Origin of the sequence: Aeromonas sp. S12(2024), from assembly GCF_041402305.1 — a bacterium.
In the GTDB taxonomy this organism is placed as follows: domain Bacteria; phylum Pseudomonadota; class Gammaproteobacteria; order Enterobacterales; family Aeromonadaceae; genus Aeromonas; species Aeromonas veronii.
Genome location: NZ_JBGLRB010000009.1, coordinates 118,473 through 134,899 on the forward strand (window position 1 = coordinate 118,473; position 16,427 = coordinate 134,899).

The following is a 16,427-nucleotide window of genomic DNA, read 5'->3' on the forward strand; positions in this document are numbered from 1 at the left end:
TGTGGGGCGGGCGCTTTACTTTATGGGCAGGGTGCTAGCGAGCGTTTGCTTCCCCCAGTCGTGGGTTGAGGGAGAGGATACGGGTCTTGCTGACCCGGTGGCGATAGATCTCCCGCAGATAGAGCAGCGCCTTTTTCACCGATTCACGACTGAGGCGAATATCGTTGATGGAGACGAACTTCTCCTTCTCGCGGATAAGCTCCCGATATTTCTTCTCATACATGGGCTTGATGGCGTACCAGTTGGTATCGAGGATCTTGGCCGGGTTCTCGAACTCGTTGAGCATGCTGTCGAGTAGCGCATCGTTCCACTCCTCATTGCAGATCATCTCGATCACCGCCTTGTCCAGATGCTCATCGAAGCGATAGTGATCCTTGGCAAAGCAGCGCTTGATAAAGGCCACGATCAGGGTCAGGAAGTCATCGCTCAGGCAGGGGCTCTTGACGATCAGGGTGGTGAGAGAGATGTTGGCCGACGCCCCGATGACCAGCGCATAGCGCTTGAGAGTGGTATTGGGGAAGAGCCCGTTGAGGTGAGACTTGAGCCGGTTGAGATCCATATAGGAGAGCTTGTACTCCTTGGGCAGGGAGATGATCGACACCACAGAGGAGCAGTTCTTGAAGAAGTGCAGCTCGTTGAGGTGGGCCGGGTCATGGCCACTTTTCACATAGTCGTCCAGATACTCCCGATAGTTGCCCGCCTCGATGGGCAGCAGACTGATCCCCTCGATGGCCTGGGTCATCTTGTTGAAGTGGGGCAGCTCGATGGAGCGGGTGAAGAGATCGTCCACATTGAGCCCGTCTTCCTTGTCAAACAGGCCGCCGGGGGGCGAGATGGACTCGGCATACGCCACCGCCACCGGCCCCGCCAGACTCATAAAGAGGTCGTTGGCATCGAGCCGAATGGTCTCGCTGATATCGATGCCCGCCCGGCGAAAATAGTTCTCGTCGTAGTCGGTGGTGACGGCCTGGGCGGTGAGGATGTTAAAGATCTGCTGGGAGATGTACTGGTTGGCGTACTTCTCCATGGTGTTGACGTCAACGTGCTGGATCTCGCCATCGTCGCTCTCTTCGGCGTAGCGCATGATGTCGTTGGAGATCAGCATCATGGCATTCCAGGGCCTGATCCGCTTGAGCATGCTGGCATCGCACGCCTGCTCGTTGTCGAAGTGATAGGAGAAGTCCCACTCCTCGGCCAGATACTTGCACAGCAAACGCCCAGCGTTGATGTGCAGCGCTTCCGAGATCTCGATACCCCGATCACAGATATTGGGCAGGATGCAGATGCCGCTGGTGAAGATAGGGTCGAACATGAAGTGTTCCCCGAGGGAGAGGTGCTCCTCCTCTTCTGACGGGGGCGAAAAGGTCTTGCTCATGTAGGAGTACTGCTGGGCCAGCCCGAACTCGGAGGCCATGCCGGAGCCGGTGCCGCCCCCGGCACTGAAGATGTAGAAATAGAGGCGGGACTGGTTGGCCTTGATGCCGCAGGAGTCCACCAGATAGGTATGAATGGCCTGCCACTCGGAGTTGGCGAAGTAGTGAGGGCTCTTGTTGAGGATGATCTTGGCCAGATACTGGCCAAGGATGGGGGCGTTACCCGCGCCTCCCGCATGGATCTCCGACAAGTCCATCACCCGCATCTTGGCGTAGTCACGCAAGGAGCCACCTTCGCCGCTGCGATTGGAGTGGCGGATGCGGCCATCGATGTCCTTGTCCAGATCCCCCAGCATCACCATAGGCTCGATCAGAAAGACCGGCCGGGCCCCGTTGTTTGGCAGTCGCAGGTTGCGCCGGATCCAGCTTACCGGACCAAACTCCTTCTCCCGCTTGCGTTGCTCTTCACTGTTGAACTCATTGAGATAAAAGCTGCGGGCGTTGTAGACCAGCGAGGCCACATCCTGCGCGATGTTGGAGCCGCAGCGTCCCAGCCCCACCAGACAGACGGACGGAAAGTTGTGGGGCACGGCGGCGCCCGTTTCGCTCTCTCCGATGGCGGCCGGAAACACCGCGTGGCGCAGCTGTTCCAGATTGGCAAGAATGCGGGCCAGATCCCCTTCGGTGTAGTAGAGGTAACGGTTGCCTGCGTCCTGCTCATCATCCGTGCTGATAGGTAGCAGATCGATATGCTCGGTCATGAAAAAAGATCCCTCTTGGCGGCGAATGTATATAAATCAGCAGCTTTGGACTGCCCGCTAACTCTAGATGATAAAAAGCGGGGGCGCGGTGAGAGGAGGGCGAGAGTTGTGACTGTGTGATCATGGGCACAGCAACACCCCGGAAATCTGCCGGCACCCGGCACTGGACGGATGGGGCAACGGCGCCCCATTCCCCTGAAAAGGGGGCGACTACGCTCAACAACGTGTTGGCCGCGCGCCGGATCATCCCGCTCTGAGCGGCCTGTTTCCCCTTGCGCTGGCGTGGTGGAACAAACACGAAAAAGAATTTTTAGATTGGTTTTAGTACTTCCAATCGATTATTTGATTGGGCAGTAACGGCATTAGCGGTGTCAGATTAGGGGAGCAGGTTGGCCAACGCGCCGTCAGCCAGTCTTTACGCGGTCACACAAGGAGACACTCTGATGGAAACACTTGACCAGAAAATCGACACCATGCGAGAAGCATTTATGCAGCAGGAGCGCAAACAGGCCCACGACAAGTGGCAAGCCAGGGTCGAAGAGCTGCTACAGATACGGGGTGAGGAGAGACAACCGGAGGAGCAGGAAGAGTAGTGCTCGTTCCCGGGCGAAAGTTGAGGTAGCGAACCCTTTGTATCGGCTACCCGTTATCTACCACCGATAAAAAAACCACCGACCTTTTGCAGGTCGGTGGTTTTTTTTATGGATTGCGGCCGATTGGATGACCTGACTTCCGGGCCGAGCAATGGGGTCACATCCAGGGGCGTAGGGGCGCGACTACTTCGAATGGGTGACGGGCTCTTCGGAGAGCAACTCGTTAACGAGTCCTGCAGCCAGATGAATATTCGACTCCATCTTGTCGCCATCCACCGCGTTCGCTTTCCACGATTCAGGGGCTTCGGGGTGTGGCCCGGAAACGGCCACCTTGCCTTTGCCGTATGAGCTGATCAGCGCAGCAATATGATGGTTTTGAAAATGGGCGATGACCTTGACCTGCTCGGGGCTTGGCACCGGCGTAAATTGCGGGCCGGCCTGGTAATACATCTGGCGCGCTTCGCCAAGCCAGCTGATCGGGAAGATCCTGGCGCTAAAGTCGCCGTCATAATCATCGGATGTGGCAGGAACAAGGCCCAGCGCCGGCACAAAGCCCTCTTCTTCAGACCAGCCGGTGGATGCCACAAAGGCACCCCCACAGATCCCGAGGTATCGACCACCGCTTAGCAAATAGGTTTTTAATGCCGAACGAGCGTCCGCGGTGAAGGCGTTGAGCAGCGGCTCAACATCGTCCTCAGTACCGCCAACGATAAACAGCCTGGCATTATCGAGCTCTGCAGGCAGCGCCCCGATATTGGAGAGATACCTGACCGGCAAGCCCACCTGCTTGACCACATCCGCAATCGCCTTGGTGCTATCCCCATCAGAAACCGGCCCGTTATAGATCAGCGCGTACGGCTCTTGCTGCGGCTGCGCAGAGGTGGCCTCTGCCATGCCCCCTGTCATTAACCAGAGGCTGATAACGCTCGCAATCCGCATGACGCTTTTTGATACATTCATCGCTGTCACTATCCCTGTGATGTGAATCGAAGAGACTACTTATCACGATCCCGCTCTGTATGTCAGCCGCTGTTAAATGAACATTTCAAGTTAACGCACCAACGCTGATTGGGCCTGCGTTCGACACACAACGAACGAGCCAATACAGAGGGACAAACCACAGGATTTCGGCCCCTGCTTCGGAGCGCGTGCAACAGCTTTCCTGTGTGACGCCTCTTATGACTGATGGATAAGGATTCGAGGGGGAAACCAGCAACATAAGAGGGCGCACTTCACCTTCACTTCACCGAGCGGGGGTAGGGTAGGCTCACGCTTTCAGTTGGAGCTTCACTCGATGCCCACCATCGTCACCCACGCTGCCGTCCCTCTCTGCCTTGGACTCGGGCTTGGCAGCCGAATTATTCCGCCCCGCCTGCTGCTGGTGGGGGTTGCCATCGCCATGCTGCCCGATGCCGATGTGCTCGCCTTTAAACTGGGGGTCGCCTACGGCCATGTCTTTGGTCACCGCGGCTTTACCCACTCCCTGTTGTTCGCCTTTGCCCTGCCCACATTGGCCATGCTGTTTCATCGCCAATTTCGGGCCAGCGCCGCCACCGTCTGGTCGTTTCTGCTGGTGTCGCTACTCTCCCACAGCCTGCTCGATTCCCTCACCACTGGCGGCAAGGGGGTTGGCTGGCTCTGGCCGTGGCGTGACGAGCGCTTCTTCGCCCCCTGGCAGGTGATCCGGGTCGCCCCCTTCAAGCTGGAGACGTACCTCACCGCCCGAGGTGAGGCGGTGATCCTCTCCGAGCTCTACTGGGTCTGGCTGCCGGGGATTGTATTGATGCTGGTGTTGATGGGATGGCGGGGGGCAGGGGGCGGTAGGCGTGGGATTGGAAAGAATTGTCGGGCATATTGTGGCGAAGAAAAATCAAAATGTGGACACCCATCTTTTTTGTTATGGCTATACAACGTATTGTTTAAAAAGTTCGGTGTCCTGATTTTTACATTATGTATTTTTAGCTAAAAAAGCTTCCTTAGATATATTCAGATAAAGCGTCAGGTTTGTGTCCTGCTTCATCCTCTTGTAATAAGTGGATTGTATTCGCAATAGTTGCAAATCGATTGTCATCAGCCAGGTTTTTAAGGTGTGAATAAAGTTTTGTGTTTGGCTTAATTAAAACTCTGTGACGTCCTAAAAATAAATACGGTTTGTTGTCTGGGGTTTTAAATTCACGCCAATAAATTGTGCCAGACCAGCGCCCATGAATATTGGGAACCACATTTATAGGTCCGTTCTGGTAGTTAACTCTACTCAGGTTGATATTTAGTAGACTAACGTCTAAGTCTTTACATATAGATAGCACGTTTGCTGAACCTAATGGGTCATTGTCAAAGAGCATAGAGAAATTTCGATCGGGTTGCATAATGTAGATTGGTGTTTTTGGATTATTGTTTATAACAAAATCCTGAGCGAAAGAATAAGAAATTTCAAGTGCCTGGGGGCTTTCTAATGGGAAATAAACTCCTCCATTTAGTAAGTTGCGTTGCCCTTGCAGGCAAAAAACTATACCTTCTATGTTAGCTAGTTCGGTTAAATTAATGTACTTTGCGTTAATAACTGAGTCTTGTAATCGTGATGTTGGTTTAACAGGAATCAGCTTATTGCATATTAAGTCTGGGTAGTTTTGATAGGCTATGGTAAGTTCCGAATCCGTGAATGTATCATAAACATTTCCGCCATTTCTTGCCGCTTCGTTCTGCAAAGTATGGATTGTCTTAGGATCATAAGAATCTGTACTTTTGAGAAAGCTACGATACCCTTTGTGAAAGAGGTTACGCACTTCATCCGTATATTGATTTTCTGCATAATTATTGTTGAGTTGCTGCCTATCGATAGAAAATTCAAAGCCTTTCGGCGTGAGTGAATTCATGTGATACGTACCAACTCTAAGTACGTCAATGCAAAAAGGAGATACTCGAATAGGAACCGAAAATCCACAAATAGCCGACCGTTGTATATGGATGCCATGACCCTCCATTACATCAAACATGCTCTTATTCGGTGCAGATGTAAATGTAGCCTTATTGTTTTCCATTCTATATGCCAAACCAAATTTTAATGACGTGTTAGACGTTGTTTCATGGAATGTAAAGACTTTAATGTCTAGGTTGTTAGCTTTCTGGCGACGTACTCCGAAAAGTAAATTTTCATTTACATCGGGTATCTCCACCTCGATACGTTCTTCATTTCCATCCAACTTAAGAGTCAAAGGAACCATTGAACAAAGTATTTGATTTTTTAATGCAATATAAACATCATCAATTACTACATTTGGTTTGAGTTTTAAATAGATAGAAGTTCCACAAGCTCTATTTACAGGCCTAAAAACCGTATAATCTTTCAAATTTTCAAGTTGAACATTAAACTCGAATCCCTGTGCACATTGAGCTTCATTGGGCTTGCCTCTATAATTTTCGAATGCAGCAGTAGATACTGTAGCAATGTCTGAAATCGTGAAGACAGACCAGAACCCAATCCCAAAACGAGCAATTGGGGAATAGTCACTTTCAGTGTATGTGACTTCACAGGAACGACTGCTACCTACAGTTAATAAATTATTCAAAACCGTACGCTCAGACATCCCACAACCATTATCTGAGACAGAGACTGAATGGCTGTCTCTGTTGAAAACAATACTAACTTCTGGTCGATATTTATCTGACGGCGCTGAATGATGTTCTCTATACCGACATGCCTCTACAGAATTTTGCACTAGTTCTCGAAGAGCTATACCTTGATCTCGTCTCCAAACAGCATTAGATGCTATTAGGTCTATAACATTTCGCTTATTTAGCCTAACCCCTAGGCGATGAAATTCTCCATGACTGAGTGTTAAGTCACGATGAAAAGCCCCTCCTCTTATTTTCAAACGTCTAATCTTGGAACGGTGATCAATGTCACTATAACCTTGTATCCATTCTTCCATTTGGTCAAAAGTTCGATGGGCAAGAGCCAATACATTTTCATCAGTAAAGGTTCCACTCACAATAATACGACCGTCATGGGTTACTGCAAGACTATCTCCGGTACATACATGCTTCATATTTTCTGCATAAGATATATTTGCGGCAGAGCTTTGTTCTTTAGCTAGTCGCTCAAGAACACCATCCACAACGCGCGTATCACTAAACTCAATAGCGTCAGCAACACAGACAATTATTGCTAACTGAGCAAGGTCACTTTCTTTCTGACCAGCGGCAAATGGGCGATAAAGTTCTTTTTCAAGTTGAGGAATTGAATAATTATGGGCCTTCATCATAAGGTCCAAAGCAGAAACAAGATTGCGTGGAATTCCTAGTGACTCCGCATTCTTCTCTATATATTTACCACCACGATTTGAATGGTTTTTCCTTAAATGATTTTGAAGAGCTTCACTAGTCTCCCAACCATCTTGGGAACTAAGCCCAAGCTTGTCTCTCAATGACTCTTCCTCTCCAGGAAATACAGCCATTCCTAGATCGTGGGCATATGCTGCCGCAATAAGTAAAAATATTTCTTGGGCTGTAAAAGCTTCTGGCAACTTCGTGTCAAAGCAAGAACTAAGTAGGCATTGTTCCATTCTATGAACAACTTGATATCCATGATGTACATCATGCCTTGTATAGTATGGAAAATATTTCTTGATTGATGCCATAATAGGTTCAATCGCAAGGATGAATGTTGTTATTCGCTCAGAATACTCTGAGTCGATAGATGATAGCTGAGTATAAAGCTTTGTCTCTTTTAGCTCAGTAATGGGATCTCTAACTCTCATTATTACCCTTTTTTATTCTATAGATTTCGTACTGAAAACATAATTGTTGGACATGTAAAATACTATTAAATAGAAAATGGATGCCATGTGATACTGGCTACATTTTCATTTTTAACGAGGTCGTAAACTTGAAGTTTATGACATATGTTTTGATATCATGCATATATCTTTATGTTGATTTGTAATGCTAATAATTGTAGAGCGGCGCTTCAATCAGTGAAGACTAACGTTTACCGTTAGATATATCTATCAACATGATTTACGGAGCTGCCACATCCTTGTTCTGCTTGGCGCAATAAGGCTCGCCTGTTGGACTTTGCTACACGCTGCGTCACCACGCTACCGCCCCTGAGTGACAGCCCCCAGTTTGCTGCTGTTAACCTGCGAGATAGTAACAATCGCTGTCATGGCGTTCTTCCGAGAGGTTGATTGTCATTCGGGTATCTTAAGGGGGAGAGTCGTGTGTTGAGAAGCAGGTATTGGCGGGAATCTGTGTTGGATCAATTAATTAGTCATTAGGGCGTGCGCTGAGTGAGCAACTTGCTTGGCTGGAATGCACAATTCCCCCTCACCCCAGCCCTCTCCCGGAGGGAGAGGAGGCAAACAGCCGGGAGCTGCAAGCGGGGAGAAGCGACAAAAAGAAAGGGAGCCGGTCAGGCTCCCTTTCTCATGGTTATGGCGTAGTTATGCGAACTGGCCGATCTGGGTCACAACCAGCTGACCCCAAATCCAACCTTATCTATTGGTCGCGGCCTTCATCCCTTCCACAAACTCCTTCAGACGAGTCAGCATATGCTCCGGGTTCTGGTGGTGGGTCTCGATGATCTTCACCACGGCGGAGCCGGAGATGGCACCGGCGGCGCCAGCGGCAATCGCTTCACGCACCTGAGCCGGTTCGCTGATGCCAAAGCCGAGCAGGGCGGGGGGCGCCTTGAACTCGCGCAGGGTATTGATGAGACCTTCCACCGGCATGCCAGCCTTGGTCTCGGCACCGGTGACGCCGGCGCGGCTCACCAGATAGGTGTAACCATTGCCGAGCTCCGCCACCTGTTTCAGGGTCTCGGCGTCGCCATTGGGCGGGGCGATAAAGATGCTGTCGATGCCGAACTTGTCGGCGGCCGCCTTGTAGGGGGCGCACATCTGCACCGGCACGTCGGCGACCAGCACCGAATCCACGCCTGCCTGCTGGCACTTCTCGTAGAAGCCGTCAATTTTGCGCACATAGACCAGATTGGCGTAGACCAGCAGGCCAATGGGCAGCTGCGGGTACTTGGCGCGGATGCGGCCAAGCAGCTCGAAGCAGTCGTCCGGGGTGGTGTGGCTGGCAAAGGCGCGCAGAGCGGCGCCCTGAATGGTTGGGCCGTCTGCTACCGGATCGGAGAAGGGAATGCCGAGTTCGAGGGCATCGGCGCCCCCTGCGACCAGCGCATCGACGATGGCCAGCGACAATTCGGGGGTGGGGTCACCCAGCATCACGAACGGCACAAAGGCGCCCTGATTGGCCGCGTCCAGACGGGAGAAGAGTTGTGCGTAACGGTTCATGACAAGGTTCCTTCTTTTTCAAAGATGTCAGCGACGGTGAAGATATCTTTGTCGCCACGGCCGGAGAGGTTGACGATGAGCACCTGCTCTTTTTCCGGTTCACTGCGAGCCATCTTGAGGGCGTGGGCCAGTGCGTGGGAGGACTCCAGCGCTGGTATGATGCCTTCGGATTTGGCCAGCTCCTGGAAGGCGTCCAGCGCCTCCTTGTCGGTCACCGAGGGGTACTCGGCGCGGCCGATGGCGGCCAGATGGGCGTGCTGCGGGCCGACGGAGGGGAAGTCGAGCCCCGCCGAGACGGAGTAGGACTCCTGAATTTGGCCCTGATTGTCCTGCATCAGGTAGGAGTGCATGCCAAAGAAGACTCCCTTGCTGCCGTGACCGAGCGGCGCACCGTGCTCGCCGCTCTCGATGCCGTGGCCGCCCGGCTCGACGCCGATAAGGCGCACCGACGGCTCATCGATAAAGTCGGCAAACATGCCGATGGCGTTCGACCCGCCGCCGACACAGGCGATCACAGCATCGGGCAAGCGCTCCTCCTTCTCGAAACACTGGGCTTTGGCCTCTTCGCCGATCATCTTCTGGAACTCCCGCACGATAGTGGGGAAGGGGTGCGGGCCGGCGGCGGTACCGAGCAGGTAGTGGGCCGATTCGTAGTTGGCAGCCCAGTCACGCAGCGCCTCGTTGCAAGCATCTTTCAGGGTGGACGAGCCGGAGTGCACCGGAATAACGGTGGCGCCCATCAGCTTCATGCGAAAGACGTTGGGCTTCTGGCGCTCGCAATCCTTGGCACCCATATAGACCCGGCACTTGAGGCCGAGCAGGGCGCAGGCCAGTGCAGTGGCCACGCCATGCTGACCGGCACCGGTCTCGGCGATGATCTCGTTCTTGCCCATCCGCTTGGCGAGCAGCGCCTGACCCAGCACCTGGTTGGTCTTGTGGGCACCGCCGTGCAGCAGGTCTTCACGCTTGAGATAGAGGCGGGTCTTGGTGCCCTTGGTCAGATTGCGGGTCAGGGTGAGCGGGGTCGGGCGACCGGCATACTCGGTCAGCAGGGACTGAAACTCGGCGATAAAGGCGGGATCATCCTTGGCATCGACGAAGGCTTTCTCCAGCTGGAGCAGGGCGGGGATAAGGATTTGGGGTACATACATACCGCCAAATTCACCGAAAAACGGGTTGAGCAGGGTCATGGCTTCTTCCTTGTATTAGCTAAATCGAAACATCAAAAAGGGTTGCGTTACAGGTTGCGCAGTGCGCCGAAGGCGGCTGCAATCTTGTGCGCATCCTTCTGGCCCGGGGCACTCTCCACCCCAGAGTTGAAATCAAGGCCGAGGCAGCCCACTTGCGCTGCCTGCAGGGCGTTGTCGGGATTAAGACCCCCCGCCAGCATCAACTTGCTCTTGTCGAGCGTGGCCAGCATGGCCCAGTCGAACGCCTGACCGGTGCCGCCGCTCTGGCTGCCGACTTTTGTATCCAGCAGCAGGCGATCCGCCGGGTAGTCGAGGGCGGGCAGCGGTTCGCCGCTTTCTTTGCCGAGAGAGACGCCTACGGCCTTCCAGATCTGGCAGCCAGCGGGCAGCAGCGGCCGCAGGGTATGGATATAGGCTGCATCCTCATCGCCGTGCAGCTGCACCGCGGCGAGCCCCAGCGCATCCACTGTCTTGGCGATGGTGGCGGGCTGGGCGTTGCGAAATACCCCGACATAGGCGAGCGGCGCGCCCGCCATCACGGCGCGGGCGGCGGGGATGTCCACATAGCGCGGGCTTTTGGCCACAAAGATAAGACCGCCGAACACCGCGCCCGCCTGATGGGCGGCGGCGGCATCTTCGGCGCGGGTGAGGCCGCACACCTTGTTCTGGCCCAGTATCAGCTTGCGCACTGCGGCTTCCAAATCCGGCTCGGCCATCAATGACGAGCCCACCAGAAAGCCCTTGGCGTGGTGGCGCAGATCCGCCACCTGAGCGCGGTGATTGATGCCGGACTCGCTGATCACCACCCGATCGCTCGGGATATCTTTAGCCAGCTGTTTGGTGCGGTTCAGATCGACGCTCAAATCCCGCAGATCCCGGTTGTTGATGCCAATCACCGGCGCCCCCAACGCGATGGCGCGGGTTAGCTCCTCTTCGTTGCTCACCTCGGTGAGCACGCCCAGGCCCAGCTCCTTGGCCACCGCGAACAGGGCGCGATAGCCCTCGTCGGTTAGCACCGAGAGCATCAGCAGGATGGCGTCCGCCTGATAGTGGCGGGCCAGATAGACCTGATAGGGGTCAATCATGAAATCCTTGCAGAGCACCGGCTGTGATACGCGGCTGCGCACCCGCGGCAGGAAGGCGAAATCCCCCTGAAAGAACTTCTCGTCGGTCAGTACCGAGATGGCGGTGGCGTATTTGCCATAGATGTCGGCGATGTCCTCCGGGCTGAAATCGTCGCGGATCAAGCCCTTGGAGGGGGAAGCCTTCTTGCACTCCAGAATAAAGCGGGTGGAGCCCGCCTTGAGCGCCCCGACGAAATCCCGATCGCTGGGGGTCAGCGTGCTCTGGAAGCTCTCCAGCGGCTGGGCCTGCTTGCGGGCGGCGACCCACTCCTGCTTGGCCGCCACGATCTTGCCGAGAATGGTCTGGCTGATGGAGGCCATGTTCAGAAAAGCATGGGGGGCAATAAGGTCTGACATCTCGTTATCCTTGCGAAGCTGGCTCTTGCCCTGCGGGCGTTCTGAATGACTGTTGTGCAACGTGGTGGCTGACATCATGCCTCCTGATGGCTCAGAGTAGCCAGCCGAGCAGCCAGATCCGCTGCCTTGCCGCTCGCCAGCACCGCCAGCACCTCGGCCGCCGCGCTCTTGAGATCTTTCGCCTTGCCCGCCATCAGCAGCAGCGGCGCCACGTTGGCGGCAATGGCGGCGTTGTGGGCCGGGGTGCCACGCCCTTCCAGAATGGCGGCGGTGATGGCGCGGTTCTCTTCAGGCTCACCACCCTGAATGGCGCTGACCGGATAGGTCTCGAGGCCAAAATCAGCCGGGGTGAGAAGAAACTCGCGGATCTCGCCGTCACGGATCTGGGCCACCTGGGTCGGGCCGTGGATGGCAATTTCATCCAGCCCGGCGCCGTGCACCACCATACCGGTTTTCAGCCCCAGTGCCAGCAGGGTTTCTGCGATGGGGCGCACCAGCTCGGGGGCATAGACCCCCATCAGCTGATAGGTGGGACGAGCGGGGTTGATGAGCGGCCCCAGCACATTGAACAGGGTGCGGGTCTTGAGAGCCTGACGCACCGGCATGGCGTGGCGTACCCCGGCGTGGTACTGGGGGGCGAACAGGAAGCAGATGCCGAGTTCATCCAGACAGCGACGCGCCTGCGCCGGGCTCATGTCTAGCTTGATGCCCATCTTGTCGAGCAGATCGCTCGAACCCGACTTGCTCGATACCGAGCGGTTGCCGTGCTTGGCCACTTTCAGGCCGCAGGCGGCGGCGACCAGCGCCGAGGTGGTGGAGACGTTGATGGTGTTGAGGCCATCGCCACCGGTGCCGACGATATCGCAGAAGGCATAGTCCGGACGCGGGAAGTCGCGCGCTTCGGCCAGCAGCGCCTCGGCGGCGCCGGCGATCTCCTCCGGGGTCTCCCCCTTGATCTTGAGAGCGGTCAGGAGACTGGCGAGAACTATGGGGTCCACTTCGCCACGTACCACCTGGCCGAAGGCGTCGCGGGTACTTTCACGGCTCAGAGACTGACCCTGATAGAGGGTGTTGAGATGATGATGCATGTTGGTCTCCTTACCGCACACTGCTTTCTGGACGGGTGATATGGGCGAGCGCCTGAGTCAGCAGACGGGCCCCTTCCGATGTCATGATGGATTCGGGATGGAACTGGAAGCCCAGCACCCGCTCATCCTGCTGCTCGATGGCCATGGGCATGCCCTGATAGTGGGCAATCACCGTCAGCTCTTCCGGTACATAGGTAGCGACCAGCGAGTGGTAACGGGCTACCGGCAACGGGCTTGGCAGACCGGCGAAGGCGCCGTGGCCATTGTGCTCAATCAGCGAACGCTTGCCGTGGACGATCTCGCCTGCCGCGCCGACGGTGCCGCCGTAGGCTTCGCACAGAGCCTGATGGCCGAGACAGATGCCCAGGATGGGCACCTGACCACGGGCCAGTTTGATCAGATCAATCAGGCAACCCGCCTCATGGGGGGCGCCCGGCCCCGGCGAGAGCACCAGCACGGTGTCCCCTTCGCAGGCGGCGATCTCGCTCATGATGCGGCTGGCCGGCAGGCTGTTGCGGTAGATCCGCACCGGATAACCGAGGGAGCGGAACTGGTCGACGAGGTTGTAGGTAAAGGAGTCGAAGTTGTCGAGCAGAAAGATATTAGTCATGGCTCACGTCCTTATGTTGCTCCTGCTGGGCGCTCAGGGCTTGCAGGGAGGTGCCATGGCTGGCGGCGATGGCGGCCAGCACGGCGGCCGCCTTGGCGCGGGTTTCATCCGCTTCGGCTTGCGGCTTGGAGTCATAGACCACCCCGGCACCGGCCTGCACATGGGCCACGCCATCTTTGACAAACGCCGAGCGGATAACGATGCAGGTATCCATCTCGCCGGCACCGTTGATGTAGCCGACCGCGCCGCCGTAGCTGCCGCGGCGCTTGCCTTCCACCATGCGAATGAGCTCGCTGGCGCGGATCTTCGGTGCGCCTGTGAGGGTGCCCATGTTCATGCAGGCCTGATAGGCGTGCAGGGCGTCAAGGTCGGAGCGCAGGGTGCCGACCACCTTGGAGACCAGATGCATCACGTGGCTGTAGCGATCCACTTTCAGCAACTCCTTGACGTAGCGGGTGCCAGGCTCCGAGATGCGGGCGATGTCGTTGCGGCCCAGATCTACCAGCATCAGGTGTTCGGCCACCTCTTTCTCGTCCTGACGCAGCTCCAGCTCGATGCGGCCATCGAGATCCCGGTTGATGCTGCCATCGGGGTTGAAACCGCGGCGGCGGGTACCGGCGATGGGGTACATCTCCACATCGCGGCTGGCGGCGCAGAATTTCACCGCGCTCTCCGGCGAGGCGCCAAACAGGGTGAAGCCCTCATCCTGCACGTAGAACATGTAGGGGCTGGGATTGGTCTGCTTGAGGCGGCGATAGGCGGCCAGGGGGCTCGGGCAGGGCAGGGAGAAGCAGCGGGACGGCACCACCTGGAAGATGTCGCCACGGCGGATAAAGCCCTTGAGCTTCTCCACCTCGGCGCAGAACTGCTTGTCGCTCTTGTCCACGCTCATGCCACCGGTCAGGGGCTGGGTGGTCAGCTCGGCGCAGAGGGGTTGCTGGCAAATCTGTTTGAAGTCGGTGAGCCGTTCGGTCAGGCGGGTGTATCTGTCTTCCACCTGGCTCTCGTCGCTGTCGCCGCCAAAGATGCAGGCGAGCAGTTGAGTGGTGCGTTCGATATGGTCGATGGTGATCAGGGTTTCGGCCACATAGAAGCAGTAGTCGGGGCAGCTGTTGCTCCCCTCCGGCACTTCAGGCAGATCTTCAAATGAGGCGATCAGGTCGTAGGCAAAGCTGCCCGCCATAAAAAGCGCCTCTTTACCCAACTGGCAATCGAGCTCCCGCTGCAGGGTGCGCAGCACGTCCAGCACGCTGCTCCCCTTGAGGCGGGAATCTTCGTCCAGCTCCCGATCGGAGGCCGGGAAGTCGAGTTGCAGCTCGCCATCGACCAGCGAGCGGGCAACCACCGCAGGCAGCCGCTCGGCCAGCAGGCTTTGCAACTGGGCGCCGTTGTCGTTCAGGCTGCGCACCCGCACGGTGCGACCACGGCACTCGATGCGCAGGCAGGCATCCACCAGCAACAGGCTCTGTTTACCCGCCTTGGAGTCGATCTCCACCGATTCCAGCAGCAGGTTGTTGGGGCGGCCCTGACAGAGGCGGGTATAGAGCGCCAGCGGATCGGCCACATAGGGGGCGTTGAGCTTGAGGGTATCGAATTCACCCAGAGGAAGGCGATGTGTGGCTGTCATAGTGCGTTCCCTTGCGTGTGATGCGTTTTACCGATGTTCATGACGTTGAATTCCTTGAAAATTTAATTGGTCCGGGGTGGCTGGTTCAGGGGCGCCATCGCCAGGTCAGCTTGCTTGTCTGAATTCTCGGTTTCATCACAGGTCCATTTGCCGGATAATAAAAAAGCCCGCTGGGGTCAGCGGGCTTTTTCTTTGGGTTCTTAATTTGCTGTCAGATTACAGGTACAGCAACGACCACACGCCCGCATGTCAGGGAGTGTGCCACCACCAGATGGTCAGGATGGAAGTCGTTTGCATGATAAAGTCCTGTAAAAAGATGTTTGCAATGAAGTGCCTACAGAAAACGATAAAGCCGCGGCCAAGTCAAGTCGCTTTTTAGCCTTCTTTCACCGATTTGCCATGAATGGTGACCTGACCACGAGAGCGGAATAACCTGATGAGATTCGATCTTCACTGCCATACCACTGCCTCCGACGGGGTGCTGAGCCCAGCCGAACTGGTGCGCCGCGCTGCCGAAAAACAGGTCGAGGTGTTAGCAGTTACTGACCACGACACCCTCGCCGGGCTTGATGAGGTGCGCCGCACCATCGAAGCCGAGCAACTGCCGCTGCGACTGGTGAGCGGGGTCGAGATCTCCACCGGCTGGGAGCATCACGAAATTCATATCGTGGCGCTGGGGATGGATGAAAAAAATCCGCAGCTGACCGACTTTCTGGCCGGTCAGTTGGCCCGTCGCGAGGCGCGCGCGCTGGAAATCGGGCGTCGTCTGGAGAAGTGCCTCATTCCCGGCACCTATGAAGAGGCCAAGGCGCTCGCCGGTGACGCCGCCGTGACCCGTGCCCACTTTGCCCGGGTGCTGGTGGCACGCGGGGTAGCCGACAACATGCAGAAGGTATTCAAAAAGTACCTGAGCCGTGGCAATAAAGGGTATGCCCCGGCCGAGTGGCCCGAGATGAGCGAAGCCATCGCTGCCATTCACGCCGCCGGTGGGCTGGCGGTGCTGGCCCACCCCAGCCGTTACGATCTCACCGCCAAGTGGATCAAGCGGCTGCTGGTGGCCTTCAAGGCGGCCGGTGGCGATGCCATGGAGGTGTCGCTGCCCCAACAGAGCCCGCAGGAGCGGGCCAATCTGGGCCAATGGGCCAAGGAGCACGACCTCTATATCTCGGTGGGATCGGATTTTCACTTCCCCTCCAACTGGACCGAGCTGGGCCGCCACCTCTGGCTGCCCAAAGAGGGGATGCCCGTCTGGTTGGCCTATCCCGGTCACTTCGGGCTCACCACCGAGCAACATGCCGAGCTGCTGGCGAGCCGGTAACGGCGCCAGCGAAGCAGCCACAAACAGGTTAAGGTAGTGTCATGGGTCTTTGACCCGTGACCATACGAGCGGGCAGGTATTGCTGCC

11 protein-coding genes and 1 pseudogene are annotated in these 16,427 nt (G+C 56.2%); 3 read left to right on the forward strand and 9 right to left on the reverse strand.

Features of this window, described 5'->3' with window-relative positions:
* Nucleotides 1–34 precede the first annotated feature (34 nt).
* Nucleotides 35–2,134: a hypothetical protein gene (locus ACB035_RS10840; protein ID WP_075115664.1), complete on the reverse strand. Its 2,100-nt coding sequence runs from the start codon at nucleotides 2,132–2,134 to the stop codon at nucleotides 35–37.
* 443 nt (nucleotides 2,135–2,577) lie between these two features.
* Between ACB035_RS10840 and ACB035_RS10845 the strand changes: the two genes are divergently transcribed.
* Nucleotides 2,578–2,727 carry a hypothetical protein gene (locus ACB035_RS10845; protein ID WP_005338159.1) on the forward strand — a complete coding sequence of 50 codons (150 nt, stop codon included), beginning with the start codon at nucleotides 2,578–2,580 and terminating at the stop codon, nucleotides 2,725–2,727.
* Nucleotides 2,728–2,910: 183 nt separating this feature from the next.
* Here the strand turns inward: ACB035_RS10845 and ACB035_RS10850 are convergent, their stop codons facing one another.
* Nucleotides 2,911–3,687 (reverse strand): BPL-N domain-containing protein, encoded by a 777-nt coding sequence (locus ACB035_RS10850; protein ID WP_371167268.1) that lies wholly within the window; start codon nucleotides 3,685–3,687, stop codon nucleotides 2,911–2,913.
* Between the two features lie 334 nt (nucleotides 3,688–4,021).
* On the opposite strand from ACB035_RS10850, the pseudogene ACB035_RS10855 reads away from it, so the two are divergent.
* Nucleotides 4,022–4,534 (forward strand): annotated as a pseudogene (locus ACB035_RS10855) (metal-dependent hydrolase); the annotation flags it as partial.
* Nucleotides 4,535–4,703: 169 nt separating this feature from the next.
* On the opposite strand, the gene ACB035_RS10860 reads toward ACB035_RS10855, so the two are convergent.
* From ACB035_RS10860 to ACB035_RS10890, 7 genes are all read right to left on the reverse strand, one after another.
* Nucleotides 4,704–7,484, reverse strand: a complete 2,781-nt coding sequence (locus ACB035_RS10860) for an ATP-binding protein (RefSeq protein ID WP_371167269.1) — start codon at nucleotides 7,482–7,484, stop codon at nucleotides 4,704–4,706.
* Nucleotides 7,485–8,219: 735 nt separating this feature from the next.
* Entirely contained in the window at nucleotides 8,220–9,026 is an 807-nt protein-coding gene (trpA, locus tag ACB035_RS10865) for a tryptophan synthase subunit alpha (RefSeq protein WP_024942557.1), read from the reverse strand.
* Complete coding sequence (gene trpB, locus ACB035_RS10870) at nucleotides 9,023–10,216, reverse strand: tryptophan synthase subunit beta (RefSeq protein ID WP_005338139.1); 1,194 nt, start codon at nucleotides 10,214–10,216, stop codon at nucleotides 9,023–9,025. Before trpB ends, trpA begins: the two co-directional genes overlap by 4 nt.
* Nucleotides 10,217–10,263: 47 nt before the next feature.
* Nucleotides 10,264–11,772, reverse strand: coding sequence for a bifunctional indole-3-glycerol-phosphate synthase TrpC/phosphoribosylanthranilate isomerase TrpF (trpCF, locus tag ACB035_RS10875; protein ID WP_371167289.1), 1,509 nt, complete (start codon nucleotides 11,770–11,772; stop codon nucleotides 10,264–10,266).
* Nucleotides 11,772–12,785, reverse strand: a complete 1,014-nt coding sequence (gene trpD / locus ACB035_RS10880) for an anthranilate phosphoribosyltransferase (protein ID WP_371167270.1) — start codon at nucleotides 12,783–12,785, stop codon at nucleotides 11,772–11,774. The genes trpCF and trpD overlap by 1 nt, the downstream gene beginning before the upstream one ends.
* A gap of 10 nt (nucleotides 12,786–12,795) precedes the next feature.
* Nucleotides 12,796–13,395 carry an aminodeoxychorismate/anthranilate synthase component II gene (locus tag ACB035_RS10885; protein ID WP_182970681.1) on the reverse strand — a complete coding sequence of 200 codons (600 nt, stop codon included), beginning with the start codon at nucleotides 13,393–13,395 and terminating at the stop codon, nucleotides 12,796–12,798.
* Nucleotides 13,388–15,022, reverse strand: coding sequence for an anthranilate synthase component 1 (locus ACB035_RS10890; protein WP_371167271.1), 1,635 nt, complete (start codon nucleotides 15,020–15,022; stop codon nucleotides 13,388–13,390). The genes ACB035_RS10885 and ACB035_RS10890 overlap by 8 nt, the downstream gene beginning before the upstream one ends.
* A 436-nt stretch (nucleotides 15,023–15,458) precedes the next feature.
* Between ACB035_RS10890 and ACB035_RS10895 the strand changes: the two genes are divergently transcribed.
* On the forward strand, nucleotides 15,459–16,340 hold the full coding sequence (locus ACB035_RS10895; RefSeq protein ID WP_371167272.1) for a PHP domain-containing protein: 882 nt from the start codon (nucleotides 15,459–15,461) through the stop codon (nucleotides 16,338–16,340).
* The last annotated feature ends 87 nt before the right edge of the window (nucleotides 16,341–16,427 follow it).

What these genes read in the sequence shown, in the direction of transcription:
- trpB (WP_005338139.1), bottom strand. Translation starts at nt 10,216, where the DNA reads ATGACCCTGCTCAACCCGTTTTTCGGTGAATTTGGCGGTATGTATGTA.
- ACB035_RS10860 (WP_371167269.1), bottom strand. Translation starts at nt 7,484, where the DNA reads ATGAGAGTTAGAGATCCCATTACTGAGCTAAAAGAGACAAAGCTTTAT.
- ACB035_RS10840 (WP_075115664.1), bottom strand. Translation starts at nt 2,134, where the DNA reads ATGACCGAGCATATCGATCTGCTACCTATCAGCACGGATGATGAGCAG.
- ACB035_RS10885 (WP_182970681.1), bottom strand. Translation starts at nt 13,395, where the DNA reads ATGACTAATATCTTTCTGCTCGACAACTTCGACTCCTTTACCTACAAC.
- ACB035_RS10890 (WP_371167271.1), bottom strand. Translation starts at nt 15,022, where the DNA reads ATGACAGCCACACATCGCCTTCCTCTGGGTGAATTCGATACCCTCAAG.
- ACB035_RS10845 (WP_005338159.1), top strand. Translation starts at nt 2,578, where the DNA reads ATGGAAACACTTGACCAGAAAATCGACACCATGCGAGAAGCATTTATG.
- trpCF (WP_371167289.1), bottom strand. Translation starts at nt 11,772, where the DNA reads ATGTCAGCCACCACGTTGCACAACAGTCATTCAGAACGCCCGCAGGGC.
- ACB035_RS10850 (WP_371167268.1), bottom strand. Translation starts at nt 3,687, where the DNA reads ATGAATGTATCAAAAAGCGTCATGCGGATTGCGAGCGTTATCAGCCTC.
- trpA (WP_024942557.1), bottom strand. Translation starts at nt 9,026, where the DNA reads ATGAACCGTTACGCACAACTCTTCTCCCGTCTGGACGCGGCCAATCAG.
- ACB035_RS10895 (WP_371167272.1), top strand. Translation starts at nt 15,459, where the DNA reads ATGAGATTCGATCTTCACTGCCATACCACTGCCTCCGACGGGGTGCTG.
- trpD (WP_371167270.1), bottom strand. Translation starts at nt 12,785, where the DNA reads ATGCATCATCATCTCAACACCCTCTATCAGGGTCAGTCTCTGAGCCGT.